The organism is Arcobacter iocasae (assembly GCF_042214795.1).
GTDB lineage: Bacteria > Campylobacterota > Campylobacteria > Campylobacterales > Arcobacteraceae > Arcobacter > Arcobacter iocasae.
Genome location: NZ_CP090177.1, coordinates 2452986 through 2471684, shown reverse-complemented (window position 1 = coordinate 2471684; position 18699 = coordinate 2452986). Strand labels below are relative to the sequence as shown.

Here is an 18699-nt window from a genome sequence, read left to right as displayed (position 1 = left end):
ACCTCTCCACTTTCTTACTTTTGTATTGACGAAAAATAAGCAAAAATAATTCCGGCTTCTGTAGATGTAGCAATATTATTTGGTGTCTATATATTACTTTATAAACTAGCAGTTAAAACCATCGGCTTTTCTTTCTGCCTTTGATGAAGCTGGAAGTTAGATGTTTATTTTCGGTTAAGCCCGAAACTGTTCGAACGTTAAGAAATGACCTAAATGGTCATTTTAGTGAGTTTTGCAGGGCAGGAAATAAATATATAACTGGAAGGTAGCTTTGCCTTCATCAATTCGGCAGTCTTTTTTGCTTACTTTTTCGAAATCAAAAAGTAAGAGAAGCGAAAACCTTTAGGTGTTCATGAGCATAAAAACTTACATTAGAAAAAAATGAAATTTCAACTTCTGTAATCTACTTCAATTTATAATTAATTGGTATTCTGTCCCCGGATTTTTCCATGTGAAAATTAAGATTTTTTTAAGTGAACAAGTGTTATAAAATTTTAATTAACTTTTAAGGTTTTTTCTGAAATTAAATTAAGGAAGACATTATGAACAACAACAACAACAACAATAACAATAATAATAGTATAGATAAAATTATAAAAACTATAGGTTACGCTGTTTTTATAGGATTAGGAGTTGGTTTTATTGTTTTTGCATACTTACAAAAAATAGAACTTATGTGGACAGCATCGTTTGCTAATCTTATCATACTTATAGGTATTTTTATTTTTAGTGCTGCTTTTATTCCTTATCTACTTAGAAAATAATATATTGTTATAAATAAAATTGTTTTTGACTATATTTAATCTTTTTATATTTTCTAATTTCTCTTTTTCTAATTCAGGTGCTTTAGAAATAACTTTATTTAATAACTATTTTGAAATAGAGAATTTTGTTATTTGTTTTTCTGATATAGAATTATCTCCAAAAGCACTATAAACTATTCCACTGAGACCTTTTTCTTTTTGTACTTTATCTACAAAATTATTATAAGATTCTTTATATTTTTCAGGATTTGTATTTTTTAGTTTTTGAATATCTTTATATTCTTGTCCTAATTCAAAATCTTTTGTTATATCTTTATCTTTTGAATCATAACCATATTCTTTCATTATTTTGTGTATTTCTTTATTATATTTTTCATCTTCTTTTTTTCAATATTTTTAAAATTATTGTCTATAATTTTTTGACCATTATTATTCCAGTTTTTTACATTGTTATTTTCTTTTTTTGTAAACTAAGAATCTAAAGCAGGAATCACACTTACGATAAGTACTGGTGATAGTTTTTCAAATTCTGGGATACAAAAATGACCCGCTATCGATGATATATTGACATATATTCTTAATAGCTTATCACTTTATATAGCAATTAAGCAAAAATCATAATAGTTTAACAAAATGTTAAATATATCAAAGGTGTATGACAATATTTAATTACCCCTTTCTATCAAATACCCCAACCCCTTCTTAGAAACAATAAAATCATCATCAGCAATCTTATCTTTAACCCTTTTTATAACAGTACGCATAGTAGCATCGGAAGTATTGATATCATTCCAGATAAACTCTTTTAGGTATTCTTTTGTTTTTATCTCTTTTATATTTTTTGCAAGAGCCTCGATTAGAAGTTTCTCTTTTTTTGTCAAATCAACCAACTCATCATTTTTATAAAGTTGTTTAGTTTTTCTATTATATTTATATGTGCTATTTAAAACTACTAATTCATCTTCAACTACTATATTTGATTTATCTTCTAGAACTTTTGATTTTACTTTCTTTAACATCACCATCATATTCTTTACTTCCAATGGTTTTACAAAATATGATATAACATTTAAATTTATTGATTTGAAAAGATACTCTTCATCTTTGTATGCTGAGACTATTATGAACTTTTGATTTTCATTTACTCTTGTGATGTTTTCAATCATAGTTAACCCATCCACATTTGGCATTTGGATATCTGTTAGAACTAAGTCAAAAGTTTTGTTTTCATTGTATGCTTTTTCATATAAGTCAAATCCTTCTTCTCCATCACAGGCAATTTTTACTTCATCAAAAACTGTATCAAGGTAGAAACTTAATATCTCCCTTGCGTCCTCTTCATCTTCAACTAATAATACTCTTGTAATATATTCGCTCATTTGTTATCCTATGAAGTTAAATATTTAGTGTGATAATAAACTTCACACCATCACTTGTATTTTCTACTTCAATTTTTCCTTTCATATTAGTTTCTATAATTGATTTTGTCATGTAAAGACCTATTCCAGTACCTTGCATCTCAAACTTTGTTGTAAAATATGGTTCGAAGATTTTATATAAAATCTCTTCATCTATATTTCCACCATTATTAGTTATTTCCAAGTTCATTTTTTCATTATCTTTTTTCAAAGATATATTTATATGTGCCTCAAAGTTTTCTTTCTCTTTTTTCATCAATAAGGCATCTTTTGCATTGTTTAAGATATTTAATAAAGCTTGTTTTAGTTCATTTTCATAGTTTGTTATTTTTACTTCTTCATACTCAAAATTTATTTTTATATTTTGAATTTCGTATTGGTTTTTTACCATATAAAGCAAAGTATTAATACACTCATTTACATAAAACTCATTTTTTGATTTTGAAGGTTTATAGAAGTTTCTAAAATCATCAATTGTCTCACTCATATACTCTATATGTTGATTTGCTTTATTCATAAACTTATCAAGTTTTTCATCACTCACATCTTTATTTTTATAATTATCTCTTAAAAATTGAAGTATCAAAGAGACATTATTAAGTGGTTGTCTCCATTGGTGAGCGATATTTCCAAGCATCTCTCCCATGGCTGCTAATTTGTTTTGTTGGATTAGGATTCTATCTTTTTCTCTATTTTTAGCAAGTTCATCTTCAACTTTTAATTTAAGTTCTTCTTCACTTAGCTTTATTTTTGTGATGTCATTTAAATACCCATAGAAGTGGCTTACTTGTCCTGAGTGGTTTTTAATAAGAATTACCCTACTTGATATCCATCTTACTTCATTTGCAGCATTTATCATTCTACAAGTAAAAGTGAAGTTTGGCAGATCTTTTTTTACTGCTGCATTAATAGCAACTTGAACACTTGCCACATCTTCTTTATGAATAAGATTCATAAATCTCATATTCTCTTTTTCAAACATATTTTTACTAAAGCCAAAAGTTTGAATACTATTTGAGATATATTGAACAGATAGATTTTCATTATTGACAAGTTTAAAGATTACGATTTTTCCATCTTCAACTAAAAGTTCAATATCCAATAACTCTTTTTTCATTCTTTTATTTTTGTCTATATCCATAGACATCATTAGCATTCTATCTAATTCATTATTTTCATCAACAAAAGATTTACCTCTTGCAAGTACCCATTTAAAGCCTTCACTTTTAGTTTTTAATCTATATTCACAAATAAATGTATCATCTGCTTTTGCAAATATTTTATCAAATAGTTTTTCCACATTTACTTTATCTTCATTGTGAATCAACTCAAACCAATCAGAAAATGTAATTAATTCATCCTTTTTATACCCAAACATATCTAACCATTTATCTGAAAAATATATTTTTTTAGTCTTAAAATCTATATCCCACAAACCATCATTTGAGGCAATAATTGCCAACTCAAATCTTTTTTTCCAATGTATTAGAGATACTCTTCTATCTTCAAGTTCATCATTGTATTCTGTAATGATATTTTTAATAAAACTTGTGAAAAGATAAGTAAGTAAAATAAGAAATCCAGCACCTATTAAAATATAAATAAAGATTCTAAATAACAAGGTTCTATAATCTTTTTTGATTTTATAAATTGTATCTTTTAATTGGTTTTCAATAATACTTTTATCATAAAAGCTAGAGACTAAAAAGTCAAATTTATCATAAAAATAACTAAAGTTTTTAAACTCATCACTATAATCAAAATTGTTCAAATAGTGTTTTATAATTTTGTATGATTTATTATATTTCTTATTTTTAAATAATTCACTTGAGTCTTCATACTTTTTATTCCCATTAAAATTATAAGTCTTTTGAGAAATAATATCATAAAACCATATTGGAAATTTTTTTGTATTAATTGCATTTATGATAGCAGTTTTAGTAATCTCTTTGATTGAATTAATTGTAGAAAATGAACCTATAAAATACTCTTTCTTATTGATAATTACTTTATCAAAAAAACTCAACCTTACTGTTCTTGCAACATCATCTTTCCAATATTGAAGATTATCATTGCCTTGTGAATATATATATTTTAAAATAAACTCTTTGTATTTTTTATCTTTATAACTATAAATAAGATTTTGCAAATATAAAATAGAACTTTCACCATATAAAATTTTTAAGTCATCTTTTGTAAAAATTACAATATTTAAGTCGTTTGTATTTTCTATATTTTTTATATAGCTATCTAAGTTTTTTTTATCTTTTAATTTATTTGCTTGTATAAATCCAACTACTTTATAAGTGATATTTTTAAGGTGTATTTCTTCTTGGGAAAAGCTGTTTTTTAGTTTTTTATCTATATAAGATGTAAATGTAGTTATCTCTTCTTTTTTAGTAAATTCGTAGTTTAAAGAGTATTTTTGTTTTAAAAGGTCTATTTCTCTACTTTGTTTAGAATCCAAAATAAAAAAAGTAATAAGAAAAGATAATAAAGCGATTACAATTATAAATATAAGTGGTATTTGTGAATATAATCGCTCTATATCTGTTAAAGTGTATTTCTTTTTATTTTTAATAAGCATTTATCTACCTGTTTCATAATTGTTTCAAGTGATACAATTATAATGAAACTTTATTAAATATAGCTAATTAATTAAAAATTGTCCTACAGATCTATCTTTTTTTAGTCTACTGTACTCAACTACAACCCCATGCATAGAGATATAAATACCAGATTTTACCTCAGCATTTAAGAATCCTAAAGCTTGTGAAAAATTCATAGTAGCTTCAACCTCATCAATACTCATAGGAACCATAGCACCTGTGAAAACTATTACTTTTCCTTCAATCTTTCCATCAAAGAATTTTGAAGTTAAATCAACAGTATCAGTTCCATGTATGATTATAATTTTATCACTTGTACTATTTTGAACTTCTTCTAGAATAATCTCTCTATCTTCATCTGTAAAATACAAACTATCTTTAGAGACTAAATTTTTAATATCAAAAGTTACATTGTGACAAGATTTAATAATCTTGTCCAATGCTACATTATCAGTAGGAACTTCAAGTTCACCTTTAATAGGGTTATATCTTTTATTAAAAGTTCCACCAGTATTTAAAACAGTGATTTTCATTGAACTTCCTTTATTAAGTTATTTACCATATTTTCAGGTTTTAATAACTCATCTAATTCTTCTTTTGTAAATAATTCTTGCTCTAAAATAAGGTCATATACTCTTTTATTTGTTGCTAAAGCTTCTTTTGCAATTGCTGAACTTTTTTCATATCCTAAGATTGGATTTAAACAAGTTACTAAAGTAACAGAGTTTAAGATATTATTCATACAAACATCTTCATTTGCTGTAATACCTTTAACACATTTTTCACCTAAAGTATAAAATGCTCTTCTCATCATATTAATAGAAGTGAATAGTTTATATGCAATAATTGGTTCAAATACATTAAGCTGTAATTGTCCACCTTCACAAGCAATAGAGATAGTAGTATCTGCACCTATTACTTCAAAGGCAACTTGATTTACAACTTCAGGGATAACTGGATTTACTTTTCCAGGCATGATTGAACTTCCAGGTTGCATTGGAGGAAGATTTATTTCATTGAATCCTGCTCTTGGCCCTGAACTTAAAAGTCTAAGGTCATTACATATTTTAGAAACTTTAATTGCAACTCTTTTTAGTATTCCTGAGATATGAACAAAAGCACCTGTATCTTGAGTAGCTTCAATTAAATCTCCAGCTGCAATATAATCAACTCCTGTTACTTCTCTTAGATTACTTATTACTTTTCTTTGATATGCAGCTTTTGAGTTTATACCAGTACCAATAGCTGTTGCTCCTAGATTTACCTCTTTTAAAAGTGTTTGGGCATCTCTTAGTCTATAAATATCTTCATCAATCATAACTGCATAAGTTTTAAACTCTTGTCCTAGTGTCATAGGAACTGCATCTTGAAGCTGAGTTCTTCCCATTTTAAGTACATCTTTAAATTCAACTGATTTTTCTTCAAAACAATCTCTTAAAAATCTCAACGAATCTTTTAATTTATAAATTAGTTCATGAAGTGTAAGTTTTATTGCTGTTGGATATACATCATTTGTAGATTGACTCATATTTATATGATTATTTGGATGAATAAATTCATATGCACTTTTTGGTTTTCCCATAATTTCTAAAGCTCTATTTGCGATTACTTCATTTGCATTCATATTTGTAGAAGTTCCAGCTCCCCCTTGGATTGGATCTACTATAAACTGATCATGAAATTTCCCATCAATAATCTCATTACAAGCTTGAACTATTGCATCTCTTTGAGCATCTGTTAAATCCCCTAACTCAAAGTTTGTTAAAGCACAAGCTTTTTTTACTCTTGCAAGTGATTTTATAAAATTTGGAAATAATGATATATCTGTTTTTGTAATATAAAAATTCTCTTTTGCTCTTAATGTTTGTATTCCATAATACTTATCTAAAGGAATCTCTTTTTCACCTAAAAAATCTTTTTCTATTCTATGTAAAGTTTGCATAGCCCCTCTTTTTGTAATTAAATTAACAAATATTATACTAATTAAGTTTGTAAAAAGTGTGCTTTTATTTAATTAATATAAAATTATAACCCAATAGTAAACTTTACTATATAAAAACCTCCTAAAACTAACCAACTAAATAGAATAGTTGCTAAAATAATAGGTTTAAATCCCACGCCTTTAAACTTATCAAAACTAGTTTCCATACCTAAAGCACTCATTGCCATAGTTAAAGCAAAAGTATCAAAAGTATTAATAAGGTCTACACCTTTTGCAGATACAAAATCAAATGAATTAAATACAACTACAATCATAAACATAACTGCAAACCATGGAATAGTGATTTTCTTTTTCTCCTCATTTTTTGATATTCCAGTTTTAATTATAAATATAGATAAAATTATCAAAAATGGAGCTAGTAACATAACTCTTATCATTTTAACAATAACAGCATTTTCAGCTACTACACCACTTATAGCATTACCAGCTCCAACTACATGTGCTACTTCATGAAGTGTTCCTCCAATGTATACTCCCATATTACTTGCATCAAAAGGTACAAATCCTGCTTTGTACATAAAAGGATATAAAAACATAGCAATAGTTCCAAAAATAACTACAGTTGATACAGCAATTGCACTTTTATAAGCTTGTGATTTTAAAACTGACTCAGTAGCTAAAACTGCAGCTGCTCCACATATAGAACTTCCTGCACTAATTAAGATAGTTAATTCTTTATCCATTTTTAGTATTTTTACTCCTATATAATATCCTATTATAAAAGTAAGACTTACAACTAAAATTGCTACTGTAAATCCTTGTAAACCTACATCTTGTAAGTTTTGTAAAGTCAATCTAAAACCATAAAGAACAATACCTAATCTTAAAATTGTTTTTGTTGAGAATTTTATACCAGTATTCCAAGTTTGTGGAAATTTACTTTTTACAGTATTGGCATATATCATCCCTATTACAATACCTATAATCAATGGACTTATTCCTATATTTTTAAATATTGCTAGATTTGAAATATATATTGCCAATAAAGAGAATAAGGCAACAAAAATAATTCCATTTATTGTTCCTTTTCTATTATGTTTACTAAAAGACATGATAATTCCTTTTTTTATTTGTTGAAGTATAACACTGTGATTTTAATATGTAAAATATATTATTTTTAATATAATAATAAATATTTTTAATAAGGAATAATCATGACCCTAAAAGAATTAAATTTTTTCTATAAGTTAAGTGATAATCCACAAGTAACACAAGTAGCCCAAGAGTTAGGTATAAGCCAATCAGCTATTTCCATAGCTATAAAATCTTTAGAAAATAAATTAAATGAAAAACTTTTTGATAGAGTTGGCAAAAAATTAGTTCTAAATGAGAGGGGAAGATTTTTTAAAGATACAACCTACCCTCACTATTTAGCAATAAAAGATGCCCAAACTATTTTTCAAAAAGATAAGCTAGCAGGACATATGAGAATAGCAGCTAGTAAAACCATATCTAACTATATCATGCCTGATATTTATTATGATTTTTTATCTTTATATAGCGAAGTAAAATTTGATATTGAGACTATTAATTCAACAAAAATACTAGAAAAAATATTAGATTCTAAATTAGATATAGGATTAATAGAGACAGATTATACTCACATAAATATAATAAGAGAAAAACTATATGATGATGAACTTATTATTGTAACTAGTGATAAAAATTACCCAAAAGAGAGTTACATAGATACAATAGAGAAAAAATGGATACTAAGAGAAGTTGGTTCAGGTACTAGAGAAGTACTAATAAATAAACTAGGGAAACATGCAAATAAGCTAAATATATTTATGGAACTACATGGTTTTGAAGAGATAAAAAAAATACTCATTGATAACAAAGATTGTGTAACTGCCATATCAAAAGTTGCTGTTAAAAATGAACTTCAAAACAAACAACTCTTTGAAATAAAACTAAAAAACTTTGAGTTTAAAAGGGAGTTTTATTTGATTTACCACAAGGATAAACAAAAAAATCTTCTCTTTCAAACTTTCATTGAGTACTTAAAAGATAGATTAAACTAATCCTTTGATAAAAGGATAATTGTGGCTATTGAAGAGATTAAAATACCAATTAAAACTTTTAGTCCAATAGTCTCTCCATGAGTTATAAACATCAATAAAGCAATACAAGCTGGATTTATATAAACATAAGCCATGACTTTTTTTGGACCTAGATTTATTGATGCTTGTTGATATAAATAAACAGTAAATATAGTTGCTCCAATAATCAAATAAAGCATATAATAAACTAAATTCCCAGTTATTTTTCCCCATTGTAAAGGTATATCCATAAGCACTAAAGCTATTGACATCCAAATGATTCCACTTAATAAAGTTGTAAAAACCAAGACAATAAGTTCATCACCTTTTTTATGTACAAACTTTGTAGATATAGAGTATAAAGACATAGAAATGATTGCAAATAAAAATATAATATCACCTTCATTTAATTCAAACTTTAAAAATAGTTGTAAGTTTCCCTTAAATACGACAATACAAGTTCCAAGAATACCTACAAAATAAGTTATAAACTGCACTAATCCAATTTTTTGTTTAAGCAAAAAGATTGCAAATGTAGCAGTAAGTAATGGCACTAAAGTAAAAAGTGTTCCTGTATTTAAAGCAGTTGTACTCTCTAAAGCTTTGAATAATCCTATAAAATAAAGAGAATAAAAAAATCCTATTATCATGCCTCGTGGAAGTGTTGATAATACTTTACTTCGATATTTTTCATTTATAAAAATAAGTGGAGCTAAAATAATTGAAGCAAAAACAAAACGACAAAGAGTAAGAGATATAGGATCAATCACCCCAGAAAGCTTTTGGGAAGCAATAAATGAACCTGCTACTAAAAATGTAGCAATTAAAAGTAAGATGTGCGCTTTAATTTGATTTGTCAAAATAATCCTTTAATAAATATATTTTAGAATAATAATCAAAAAAAAACGCTTTGTCCTTTACATATGTTGATTTTTATTTGAATTAGTTAAAATACAATAGATAAAATGAGTAAAAGGAAATTTAATGAAAATAGCAATATTAGATGACTATCAAGATGTGGTGAGAAATCTTGATTGTTTTAAAATTTTAGCTGATTATGAAGTAAAAATATTTAATAATACATATACTAATATTGATGAATTAGCATCACAATTAGCTGAGTTTGAGACTATAGTTCTTATTCGAGAAAGAACTTTTATAACAGAAGAACTTTTATCAAAACTTCCAAAACTAAAACTTATTAGCCAAACGGGAAAAATAAGTAACCATATCAATCTTGACTTATGCAAAAAATATAATGTGGAAGTTGCAGAAGGTATTGGTTCACCTATTGCTCCATCTGAATTATGTTGGAGTTTGATTATGACAGCTTCTCGAAATATACCGCAATATGTTTCTAATCTATCACAAAACCTTTGGCAACAATCAGGAACTTTGGGATTAGGGAGAACTTTAAATGGTCTTACTCTTGGTATTTGGGGATATGGGAAAATTGGTCAAAGAATTGCCAAATACGCAAAAGCCTTTGGTATGAATATTTTAGTTTTTGGAAGAGAACCTTCACGAATTTTAGCAAAAGAGCATGGCTTTGAAGCAACTTCTTCAAAAGAGAAGTTTTTTAAAGAATCAGACATAATCACTTTACATTTACGGCTAAATGAAGCTACAAAAGATTGTGTTACAAAAGCCGATTTACAACTAATGAAACCTGACTCTTTATTTGTAAATACTAGTCGAGCTCAATTAGTACAAAGCGGTGCTTTATATGAAGAAATGTCAAACAATCCTTCTAAAAGAGCAGCAATAGATGTTTATGAAAATGAACCTGCTACAAAAGAAAATGAACCCTTGCTAAGTTTAGAAAATGTACTTTGTTCTCCACACCTTGGATATGTTGAAAAAAATAGTTATGAACTATATTTTAAAATAGCTTTTGAAAATGTTATAGCCTTTGCAAAAGGTGAACCTCAAAACTTAGCTAAATAATTATTTAGCATTAATTAATAAGCCCCTTAAAATCTTAAGGAGCTTGCTATAAAGATTTTATTCAGATAGACTCAAATAATAATCGCGTATTACACTAATTTGAAAGTCGCTTCTTAGGCTTGATACCCCGTTACTTGTATAAAATTAAAACTCTTAAACATCTAAAACAGAGCAAAACAAAAATAGACATATCTTCGAAACTGATACATCGTTCATAAAGTTATACCTATAGAATTTCTTAAAGGAAATCAATAAATGAACAAAACAAGAGACAAAAATGTCTGAATTTATAGCGCAATACCCTTATGTCTTAGCCCTTCTTATTTTTTTATCTAGGGTTGCTGATGTTTCTTTAGGAACATTTCGTACTATTGTTATATTTCGTGGCTATAAATTATTAGCATCTGCAATTGGTTTTTTTGAAATCATCATTTGGTTAATAGCAGCTGGTCAAGTTTTTAAACATCTTGACCAATGGCATTTGGCTTTTGCTTATTCTGCTGGTTTTGCTAGTGGTATTTATGTGGGAATGTGGATTGAAAATCGATTTGCTATTGGTAAAGAACTTATTCGTTGTATCTCTTTCAATCGTGATATTTTAGCAGACAAGATACGAGAAGAGGGATTTAAAGTTGTTTCAGTAGATGGAGATATGGGGGAAGACAAACCTGTGGAAGTTTTATTTATCGTTGAAAAAAGAAGAAATATCCCAGAACTTATTCAATTAATAAATAAACTTGATAATAAGGCTGTATATACTGTGTCTGATTTAAAAAGTGTATATGATGGTCCAGACTTTATAAGTAAAAGAAGTTTTTGGAATATGAGAAAGACTAAATAATAAATCAAATTAAAAGGAAATCAAAACATGCATAATTTAAAAGTAGGAGTTATTGGAACTTCAAAAAAAATAGATGAAAGAAGACTTCCAATACATCCAAAACATTTATCGCGTATCCCTAAAGAATTAAGAGAACAACTAATATTTGAAAAAGGCTATGGAGCTCCATTTGGTATTTCAGATGAAGAAATTGCATCATTAAGTGGGGGTATTGATACAAGACATAACCTATTAGCAAATATTGGTGCAGTCATTATCAATAAACCTGTTTTAAGTGACTTAGAAGAGCTAAAAATTGGTGGAACACTTTGGGGATATGTACATTGTGTACAACAAGAAGAGATAACCCAAATAGCAATAGAACGCAAACAAACACTTATTGCCTTTGAAGATATGTTTATTTGGTCAAAAGAGGGACAAGTTGGTCGACACACCTTTTACAAAAATAATGAGATGGCAGGATATTGTGCAGTTATTCATGCTTTACAATTAAAAGGCATAGATGGACATTATGGAAATCAGCGTAAAATAGTTATATTTGGTTTTGGTGCTGTTAGTCGTGGTGCTATTTATGCTCTAAAAGCCCATGGTTTTAGAGATATTACTATTTGTGTACAAAGACCAGATAATGAAGTAAGAGAAGAAGTACTTGACTGCCATTATGTAAGAATTCAAGAAGGTGATGAAAATGAAGCGCGGATGGTTGTAGTAGAACATGACGGTTCTATTCGTCCACTTTCAGACTTAATTAGTGAAGCTGATATTATCGTAAATGGTGTTTTTCAAGATACTGCAAATCCTACTGATTTTATTATTAAAGAAGAGAGTTCATGCCTAAAAGCTGATAGTTTAATTATAGATGTTAGTTGTGATGAAGGAATGGGATTCTATTTTGCAAAACCAACTACATTTAAAAACCCGATATTTAAACATAAGTGTATAGATTATTATGCAGTTGATCATACTCCAAGTTATCTTTGGGAGAGTGCGACACGCTCTATTTCAGCAGCTTTAATTGTATATTTACCAACTGTATTAGCAGGAAGAGAAGCTTGGTATAAAAACGAAACTATTAAACAAGCAATCAATATTGATTCTGGAGTTATTTTAAATAAATCTATTCTTTCATTTCAAAATCGACAAGTAGAATATCCTCATAAATGTTTTACTAGTGAAGAAAAAGCTATCTTAAATAAAATTGCTTAGTAATTAGGTATAATATTTTTTATAAAGGAATTAATAAAATGGATGAAATGAGTACAGACAAATTAGCAGTTTTGATTGATGCAGATAATGCACAAGCATCTGTTATCTCTGAATTATTAGAAGAGATAGCAAAATTTGGGATTACAAATATAAAAAGAGCTTATGGGGACTGGACAACTTCTCAACTTAAAGGTTGGAAAGAACACTTACATACACATGCAATACAACCTATTCAACAGTTTAGTTATACAAATGGGAAAAATGCCACTGATTCTTCACTTATAATTGATGCTATGGATATATTACATGAAAATCGTCTTGATGGTTTTTGTATAATCTCTTCTGATAGTGACTTTACAAGATTGGCTACAAGAATTAGAGAGTCAGGACTAAAAGTATATGGCTTTGGTGAACAAAAAACACCAGAAGCTTTTATCTCAGCTTGTGATAAGTTCGTTTATACAGAAAATCTTAGAGAAATAAAAGAAGTACCACAAACAAATAATGAACAAAATAAATTAAAAGATATAATTACAAAAGCGATTATTGCAGTATCAGATGATGATGACTGGGCAAATTTATCAGCAGTAGTTAAACACATAAATAAAAACTACCCTTCATTTGACCCAAGAACATATGGATATGATAAGTATGGAAAGCTAATGAAATCATTGGATTATCTTGAGTTAAATGAAATACCATTTAATAAAAATAGAAATGTACATATATTTATAAGAGTGATTGATTAGTTTTCTTTTATTTTTTTTCTAATTCTACTAAGCTGTGTAGGAGTTATTCCTAAATGACTTGCTATATGGTGAAGTGGAATTCTATTTTCTATATTTGGATTATTTTTTATAAAATTTTCATATCTTGTACTTGCATCATCAAGTATTAAAGATATCTCATTTTTCTCTTTTACTATTACCCAGTTTCTTTCTAGATAATTTATATAAAAGTTTTTAAACTCATCATTTTTTTCTATTAGCTTTTTGTACTCTTTAAAATCAATGCATATTAAAATAGAGTCTTCTAAAGCATCAATACAAAGATACGAATCTTCACCTGTTAGAAGTGAAACTTTTGAAGCAGAAAAATAGTTTTCAGAAAATAAATTTTTAGTATAAATAGCACCGTTAGAATTTAAAAAAAAGGTGCGCAAAATACCCTTACAGATAAAGTAGATATATTTTGCAGGTGAGTAAACATCTTGTAAAATCTCACCTTTTTTTGATTCTTTTAAAAAGCTTATTTTTTTTAACTTTTCAAAAGAATCATCGGAAAGGTCTTGATACTCTTTGCAGGTTTGTCTTAACTGTTTAAAACAATCAATCTCTTCCTTCTGACTTAGCATTTAAAGCTTTAAGCCCAACTTTTCATCAAGTCCTAACATGATATTCATATTTTGAACAGCAGCTCCTGAAGCTCCTTTTCCTAGATTATCAAGTCTTGAGATTACAAGCATATAATCTTCACTTTCATAAACTGAGATTTCGATTCTATTTGTATTGTTACATTTCATTGCATCTAAAAATCCATCATCAAGATACTCAAAATCATCTTCAATGATTTTTACAAACTGCTCACCCTTATAGTACTCTTTATACAAGTCTACTATTTCATTTCTAGTAATTTTTTTATTTAGAAGTTCACTTTTTACTAAGTAAGACATTACAAGCATACCTTGCTCAAAATTACCAACACTTGGAGTGAAAAATGGAGCATGCTTTAATCCTAAGACATGTTTTATTTCAGGTAAATGTTTATGAGATAATCCCAAAGCATAAGGTCTTTGACTTAAAAATTTTCCTTCATTTTTAGGATCTTCATATATATCAATTAAACCTTTTCCTCCACCACTATATCCTGTGATAGAGTGACATACAATTTTATTCTTTGGTGAAACAATTTCATTTTCAATCAATGGTTTCATTGCCATTATAAAACCACTTGCATGACAACCTGGCACACAAACTCTATTGGAATTTTTTATATTTTCTCTTTGAGTAGGAGTTAATTCAGCAATTCCATAAGTCCAATCTTCATTTGTTCTGTGAGCTGTACTTGCATCTATTACTTTTGTACTTTCATTTGTGATAAGTTTTACAGACTCTTTTGAAGCAACATCAGGAAGACATAAAAATACTAAGTCAGCCTCATTTAAAAGTTTTGTTTTAACTTCAATATCTTTTTTATCATCTTCTGAAATTGTCAAAATTTCAAGCTCTTTTCTATTTTTTAACATCTCGTGAATTTTTAATCCAGTTGTTCCAAATTGTCCGTCTACAAAAATTTTATATTTCATTTATTCTCTTTTATATATTTATATTAGAATTTTAACTTCATTTTCTTTAATGTTCACATTTTTATTGATGTATTTTTAAAAATAGCACCATAAAAACTTAATAAAAAAGTCTAATTTCTTTTTATTTATTATTCATTAACTATGGAAGAGTAACATATTCATTACACAAATATAACAATCTAAAGGAGAATATTATGTCAGAAGCAAAAGTCTATCAAATGTATATAAATGGTGAGTTCCTCAATCATGTTGAAACCGAACCAGTTATTAATCCATCGGATAAACAAATTATCTCTTATATTCCTAAAGGAACTGTTGATGATGTCAATCAAGCTGTTGAAGCAGCACAAGAAGCTCAAATCTCATGGGAAAAATTACCAGCCATAGAGCGAGCTAGTTATCTTAAAAAAATTGCACAAAAAATTAGAGACAATGCAAGTATGTTAGCAAGAGTTATAACTGAAGAACAAGGAAAAGTTTTAGCTCTTGCTACGGTTGAAGTTAATTTTACAGCTGATTATATGGACTATGTGGCTGAATGGGCTAGAAGATATGAAGGTGAAATTATTCAAAGTGATAGACCAAATGAAAATATCTTTTTATTTAAATTACCAATAGGAATTGCAGCTGGTATTTTACCATGGAATTTCCCATTTTTCTTGATTGCTAGAAAACTTGCCCCCGCACTTTTAACTGGAAATACTATAGTTATAAAACCTAGTAGTGAAACTCCAAATAATGCCTTTGAGTTTGCAAAACTTGTTGACGAAGTTGGACTTCCAAAGGGAGTATTCAATCTTATAAGTGGTTCTGGTAAAGAAGTCGGAAACCCACTTGCAGGTCATGAAAAAGTTGGAATTGTAAGTTTCACAGGAAGTGTACCAACTGGTGTCAAAATCATGGAAGCAGCTGCTAAAAATGTGACAAAAGTATCATTAGAGCTTGGAGGAAAAGCTCCAGCTATTGTAATGGCAGATGCAAATTTAGACTTAGCAATTGAAGCAATTAAAAACTCTCGGGTCATAAATAATGGTCAAGTTTGTAATTGTGCTGAGAGAGTATATGTGCATAAAAGCATAGCAAAAGAGTTTAGTGAAAGAATGACAAAAGCTATGGAAGCTACAACTTATGGTAACCCATTAAAAGAAGAAGTTGATATGGGACCACTTATTAATGAAGATGCAATTAATCATGTTCAAAGCTTAGTTGATAGTGCAGTAGAAGCAGGAGCAACTATTACAACAGGTGGAAAAAGAGCAGATAGAGATGATGGTTTCTATTATGAGCCAACAGTACTTGTAGATGTGAAACAAGATATGAATATCATCCAAGAAGAGATATTTGGACCAGTACTTCCTATCATGACTTTTGAAACACTAGATGAAGCAATTGCTTTAGCAAATGATAGTGAGTTTGGATTGACTTCATCTATTTATACACAAAATATAGATGTGGCAATGAGAGCTTGCAAAGAGATAAAATTTGGTGAAACATATATCAATAGAGAAAACTTCGAAGCAATGCAAGGATTCCATGCAGGATGGAGAAAATCTGGTATTGGTGGAGCTGATGGTAAACATGGTTTAGAAGAGTTCTTACAAACTAAAGTTGTATATTTACAATACGATTTAAATAAACAATAAATTATATAAGTAAGGAAATTTCCTTACTTATACTTTAAAAAAATATCTCATAATTTAAATCTTTTCTATGAATCAAATTCTCACTATTTACTATTCTAAAGCCTTTATTTTCTAAAGCCATTCGTACTATCTTTTTATTAAAAGGATGAACATCCTCAAGATTTAAATAAGTATCCACATCTATCCATTTAGCTTCTAGTATTTCATCTGTATCTATTATATTTATTTCTTTAGATAAAGCAGTAGCACGACACACAAGATAAAGATTTGATTCATTGAATTGTCCAGGAGAAATATGCCTTAAACTTATTATAGAATCAAATTTGATATTTATACCTGTCTCTTCATACACTTCTCTAATCAAGGCACTTGTAATATTTTCACTATCATCAATATGTCCGCCAGGAAGTTTATAGCCTTGATAGATTTTATCTTTAATAACTAATAATTTATTATCATCAATTACAACTGCCCCTACTCCTAAAGTATGATTTGTGGCAGTTGGAATCACAGGTTTATGAATAAGCTTTTTTACTAAAGTAATATCCATCTCATTACAATGATGAAAAATAAAACCATGCCTTGTAAGTATGGAAATCAAACTTGATTGTTCAATCATTAATTTTATCCATAACAACTTTTTATTTTCTAAGTTTTCAAGAATTAAAAGCAAGTCTTTTTCAAACTCTTCTATATCTGTTGGTATTGTTGATGTATCAATTATTGAACCATCGTATTGATCATTTTCTAAAACTATCATTGTAAAATCAAACTTTTTTATCATAATTACCATCTCATTTTTTTAATGATAGAATTTTAACACAAAGTATATTTTATAAACCCATTTCACTTAAACTTGCATAATCATCTGGTCTTGTATTTCCATTCCACAAAAACTTTCGTTCGTCTTCTTTTATTTTTAAATCATTTATACAAGCATATCTATTTTTCATAAGACCATTTTCATTGAATTCCCAGTTCTCATTTCCATAGCTTCTATACCATTGTCCACTCCTATCGTGCCACTCATAGGCAAATCTTACTGCTATTTTATTCTCAGTATATGCCCATAACTCTTTACACAATCTATAGTCCAACTCTTTTTGATATTTATCTTCTAAAAACTCTATAATATCATCTCTTCCATTTATAAACTCATCTCTATTTCGCCAAGCACTATCTGCTGTATAAGCAAGAGATATTTTTTGTGCATCTTTACTATTCCATCCATTTTCTGCCATTTTTACTTTTATACTAGCACTTTCAAAATCAAAAGGTGGTAGTGGTTTTTTTATTTCTGTTTTCATATTTTTCCTTTTTATCAACCAAACGATTGTTTGTATAAATAGACCAAAAAAAATCACTACAATAATTGAGTGATTTTTTCACCTACACTTAGGTAACTTTCATGTGAATCAAATAAATTCATCATCATAATTGCCCCTTGTGTTAAAGCAACATACTCTTTGGACAATAATACAGAAGTATCTTTTCCATACTTTATTTCTAATATTTTTGCCAAAGCTTTTTCCCAAGCCAAAAAATAAGCCTTTATTTCATCTTTAAACTCTAAATTTAAAGTAGAAACTTCTAAAGCCAAGTTTCCTAACAAACAACCGCCAACACTTTCTAGAAAATAATCATCAGTTTTAGAAACAAAAAGTTTTAGCTTCTCTTTACCTGATAAATCACCTCTATATGCAATACTAAAAATGTTATCAATAAAATACTTGTGAATATATTTTAAAGACTCTAATCCAATCTCATCTTTACTTTTAAAATGATGATAAATACTGCCTTTAATTAAACCACATGATTCAGCTATATTTGCCATAGAGGTATTATGGTAACCTCTTATTTTAAAAAGTTTTATTGACTCTTTTAAAATTTCTTCTTTAGATGTTTTTTTGATTGCCATTTAT

Annotated in this window: 19 protein-coding genes; 7 read left to right on the top strand and 12 right to left on the bottom strand. The window is 28.0% G+C overall.

Annotated elements, in window-relative coordinates; translation table 11 throughout:
- Positions 1–542 precede the first annotated feature (542 nt).
- Positions 543–764: a hypothetical protein gene (locus LXN10_RS12405; RefSeq protein ID WP_375723305.1), complete on the top strand. Its 222-nt coding sequence runs from the start codon at positions 543–545 to the stop codon at positions 762–764.
- A gap of 105 nt (positions 765–869) precedes the next feature.
- Here the strand turns inward: LXN10_RS12405 and LXN10_RS12400 are convergent, their stop codons facing one another.
- From LXN10_RS12400 to LXN10_RS12375, 6 genes are all read right to left on the bottom strand, one after another.
- Positions 870–1109 (bottom strand): hypothetical protein, encoded by a 240-nt coding sequence (locus tag LXN10_RS12400; protein WP_375723304.1) that lies wholly within the window; start codon positions 1107–1109, stop codon positions 870–872.
- Between the two features lie 320 nt (positions 1110–1429).
- The gene (locus LXN10_RS12395) at positions 1430–2143 is read right to left on the bottom strand and encodes a response regulator transcription factor (protein ID WP_375723303.1); all 714 of its coding nucleotides are present in this window, start codon (positions 2141–2143) and stop codon (positions 1430–1432) included.
- A gap of 16 nt (positions 2144–2159) precedes the next feature.
- On the bottom strand, positions 2160–4769 hold the full coding sequence (locus tag LXN10_RS12390; RefSeq protein WP_375723302.1) for a PAS domain-containing sensor histidine kinase: 2610 nt from the start codon (positions 4767–4769) through the stop codon (positions 2160–2162).
- A gap of 63 nt (positions 4770–4832) precedes the next feature.
- Positions 4833–5324 carry an asparaginase domain-containing protein gene (locus LXN10_RS12385; protein ID WP_375723301.1) on the bottom strand — a complete coding sequence of 164 codons (492 nt, stop codon included), beginning with the start codon at positions 5322–5324 and terminating at the stop codon, positions 4833–4835.
- Positions 5321–6733, bottom strand: coding sequence for an aspartate ammonia-lyase (aspA, locus tag LXN10_RS12380; protein WP_375723300.1), 1413 nt, complete (start codon positions 6731–6733; stop codon positions 5321–5323). The genes LXN10_RS12385 and aspA overlap by 4 nt, the downstream gene beginning before the upstream one ends.
- Before the next feature lie 83 nt (positions 6734–6816).
- Positions 6817–7845 (bottom strand): YeiH family protein, encoded by a 1029-nt coding sequence (locus LXN10_RS12375; protein WP_375723299.1) that lies wholly within the window; start codon positions 7843–7845, stop codon positions 6817–6819.
- 102 nt (positions 7846–7947) lie between these two features.
- Here LXN10_RS12375 and LXN10_RS12370 point away from each other — a divergent pair, with 102 nt between their 5' ends.
- Positions 7948–8817, top strand: a complete 870-nt coding sequence (locus LXN10_RS12370; protein ID WP_375723298.1) for a LysR substrate-binding domain-containing protein — start codon at positions 7948–7950, stop codon at positions 8815–8817.
- Here LXN10_RS12370 and LXN10_RS12365 read toward each other — a convergent pair.
- On the bottom strand, positions 8814–9695 hold the full coding sequence (locus LXN10_RS12365) for a DMT family transporter (protein WP_375723297.1): 882 nt from the start codon (positions 9693–9695) through the stop codon (positions 8814–8816). The two genes, LXN10_RS12370 and LXN10_RS12365, sit on opposite strands and share 4 nt — an antisense overlap.
- 124 nt (positions 9696–9819) lie before the next feature.
- On the opposite strand from LXN10_RS12365, the gene LXN10_RS12360 reads away from it, so the two are divergent.
- From LXN10_RS12360 to LXN10_RS12345, 4 genes are all read left to right on the top strand, one after another.
- Complete coding sequence (locus LXN10_RS12360; protein WP_375723296.1) at positions 9820–10782, top strand: D-2-hydroxyacid dehydrogenase family protein; 963 nt, start codon at positions 9820–9822, stop codon at positions 10780–10782.
- A 277-nt stretch (positions 10783–11059) separates the two neighbouring features.
- Complete coding sequence (locus LXN10_RS12355) at positions 11060–11623, top strand: DUF2179 domain-containing protein (RefSeq protein ID WP_013134999.1); 564 nt, start codon at positions 11060–11062, stop codon at positions 11621–11623.
- A 27-nt stretch (positions 11624–11650) separates the two neighbouring features.
- A complete protein-coding gene (locus tag LXN10_RS12350) occupies positions 11651–12829 on the top strand; it encodes a N(5)-(carboxyethyl)ornithine synthase (RefSeq protein WP_375723295.1) in 1179 nt (392 codons plus the stop codon).
- Between the two features lie 38 nt (positions 12830–12867).
- On the top strand, positions 12868–13578 hold the full coding sequence (locus tag LXN10_RS12345) for an NYN domain-containing protein (RefSeq protein WP_013134997.1): 711 nt from the start codon (positions 12868–12870) through the stop codon (positions 13576–13578).
- Here the strand turns inward: LXN10_RS12345 and LXN10_RS12340 are convergent.
- Together LXN10_RS12340 and argC are read right to left on the bottom strand one after the other, a co-directional pair.
- Positions 13575–14183, bottom strand: coding sequence for a Crp/Fnr family transcriptional regulator (locus LXN10_RS12340; RefSeq protein WP_375723294.1), 609 nt, complete (start codon positions 14181–14183; stop codon positions 13575–13577). The genes LXN10_RS12345 and LXN10_RS12340 overlap by 4 nt on opposite strands.
- Complete coding sequence (gene argC, locus LXN10_RS12335; protein WP_375723293.1) at positions 14184–15134, bottom strand: N-acetyl-gamma-glutamyl-phosphate reductase; 951 nt, start codon at positions 15132–15134, stop codon at positions 14184–14186. It abuts the gene before it with no gap.
- 194 nt (positions 15135–15328) lie between these two features.
- On the opposite strand from argC, the gene aldA reads away from it, so the two are divergent.
- Entirely contained in the window at positions 15329–16777 is a 1449-nt protein-coding gene (aldA, locus tag LXN10_RS12330; protein ID WP_375723292.1) for an aldehyde dehydrogenase, read from the top strand.
- A 34-nt stretch (positions 16778–16811) separates the two neighbouring features.
- Here aldA and LXN10_RS12325 read toward each other — a convergent pair whose 3' ends face one another.
- Genes LXN10_RS12325 through LXN10_RS12315 form a run of 3 tightly spaced genes read right to left on the bottom strand, consistent with a single transcriptional unit; the run spans position 16812 to position 18695 of the window.
- Positions 16812–17561: an NUDIX hydrolase gene (locus LXN10_RS12325; protein WP_375723291.1), complete on the bottom strand. Its 750-nt coding sequence runs from the start codon at positions 17559–17561 to the stop codon at positions 16812–16814.
- Between the two features lie 49 nt (positions 17562–17610).
- On the bottom strand, positions 17611–18084 hold the full coding sequence (locus LXN10_RS12320; protein ID WP_375723290.1) for a DUF1348 family protein: 474 nt from the start codon (positions 18082–18084) through the stop codon (positions 17611–17613).
- 56 nt (positions 18085–18140) lie between these two features.
- Positions 18141–18695 (bottom strand): TetR/AcrR family transcriptional regulator, encoded by a 555-nt coding sequence (locus tag LXN10_RS12315; RefSeq protein WP_375723289.1) that lies wholly within the window; start codon positions 18693–18695, stop codon positions 18141–18143.
- Between the last annotated feature and the right edge of the window lie 4 nt (positions 18696–18699).

What these genes read in the sequence shown, in the direction of transcription:
- LXN10_RS12360 (WP_375723296.1), top strand. Translation starts at nt 9,820, where the DNA reads ATGAAAATAGCAATATTAGATGACTATCAAGATGTGGTGAGAAATCTT.
- argC (WP_375723293.1), bottom strand. Translation starts at nt 15,134, where the DNA reads ATGAAATATAAAATTTTTGTAGACGGACAATTTGGAACAACTGGATTA.
- aldA (WP_375723292.1), top strand. Translation starts at nt 15,329, where the DNA reads ATGTCAGAAGCAAAAGTCTATCAAATGTATATAAATGGTGAGTTCCTC.
- LXN10_RS12405 (WP_375723305.1), top strand. Translation starts at nt 543, where the DNA reads ATGAACAACAACAACAACAACAATAACAATAATAATAGTATAGATAAA.
- LXN10_RS12350 (WP_375723295.1), top strand. Translation starts at nt 11,651, where the DNA reads ATGCATAATTTAAAAGTAGGAGTTATTGGAACTTCAAAAAAAATAGAT.
- LXN10_RS12385 (WP_375723301.1), bottom strand. Translation starts at nt 5,324, where the DNA reads ATGAAAATCACTGTTTTAAATACTGGTGGAACTTTTAATAAAAGATAT.
- LXN10_RS12340 (WP_375723294.1), bottom strand. Translation starts at nt 14,183, where the DNA reads ATGCTAAGTCAGAAGGAAGAGATTGATTGTTTTAAACAGTTAAGACAA.
- LXN10_RS12320 (WP_375723290.1), bottom strand. Translation starts at nt 18,084, where the DNA reads ATGAAAACAGAAATAAAAAAACCACTACCACCTTTTGATTTTGAAAGT.
- LXN10_RS12390 (WP_375723302.1), bottom strand. Translation starts at nt 4,769, where the DNA reads ATGCTTATTAAAAATAAAAAGAAATACACTTTAACAGATATAGAGCGA.
- LXN10_RS12395 (WP_375723303.1), bottom strand. Translation starts at nt 2,143, where the DNA reads ATGAGCGAATATATTACAAGAGTATTATTAGTTGAAGATGAAGAGGAC.
- LXN10_RS12315 (WP_375723289.1), bottom strand. Translation starts at nt 18,695, where the DNA reads ATGGCAATCAAAAAAACATCTAAAGAAGAAATTTTAAAAGAGTCAATA.
- LXN10_RS12345 (WP_013134997.1), top strand. Translation starts at nt 12,868, where the DNA reads ATGGATGAAATGAGTACAGACAAATTAGCAGTTTTGATTGATGCAGAT.
- aspA (WP_375723300.1), bottom strand. Translation starts at nt 6,733, where the DNA reads ATGCAAACTTTACATAGAATAGAAAAAGATTTTTTAGGTGAAAAAGAG.
- LXN10_RS12355 (WP_013134999.1), top strand. Translation starts at nt 11,060, where the DNA reads ATGTCTGAATTTATAGCGCAATACCCTTATGTCTTAGCCCTTCTTATT.
- LXN10_RS12375 (WP_375723299.1), bottom strand. Translation starts at nt 7,845, where the DNA reads ATGTCTTTTAGTAAACATAATAGAAAAGGAACAATAAATGGAATTATT.
- LXN10_RS12400 (WP_375723304.1), bottom strand. Translation starts at nt 1,109, where the DNA reads ATGAAAGAATATGGTTATGATTCAAAAGATAAAGATATAACAAAAGAT.
- LXN10_RS12370 (WP_375723298.1), top strand. Translation starts at nt 7,948, where the DNA reads ATGACCCTAAAAGAATTAAATTTTTTCTATAAGTTAAGTGATAATCCA.
- LXN10_RS12325 (WP_375723291.1), bottom strand. Translation starts at nt 17,561, where the DNA reads ATGATAAAAAAGTTTGATTTTACAATGATAGTTTTAGAAAATGATCAA.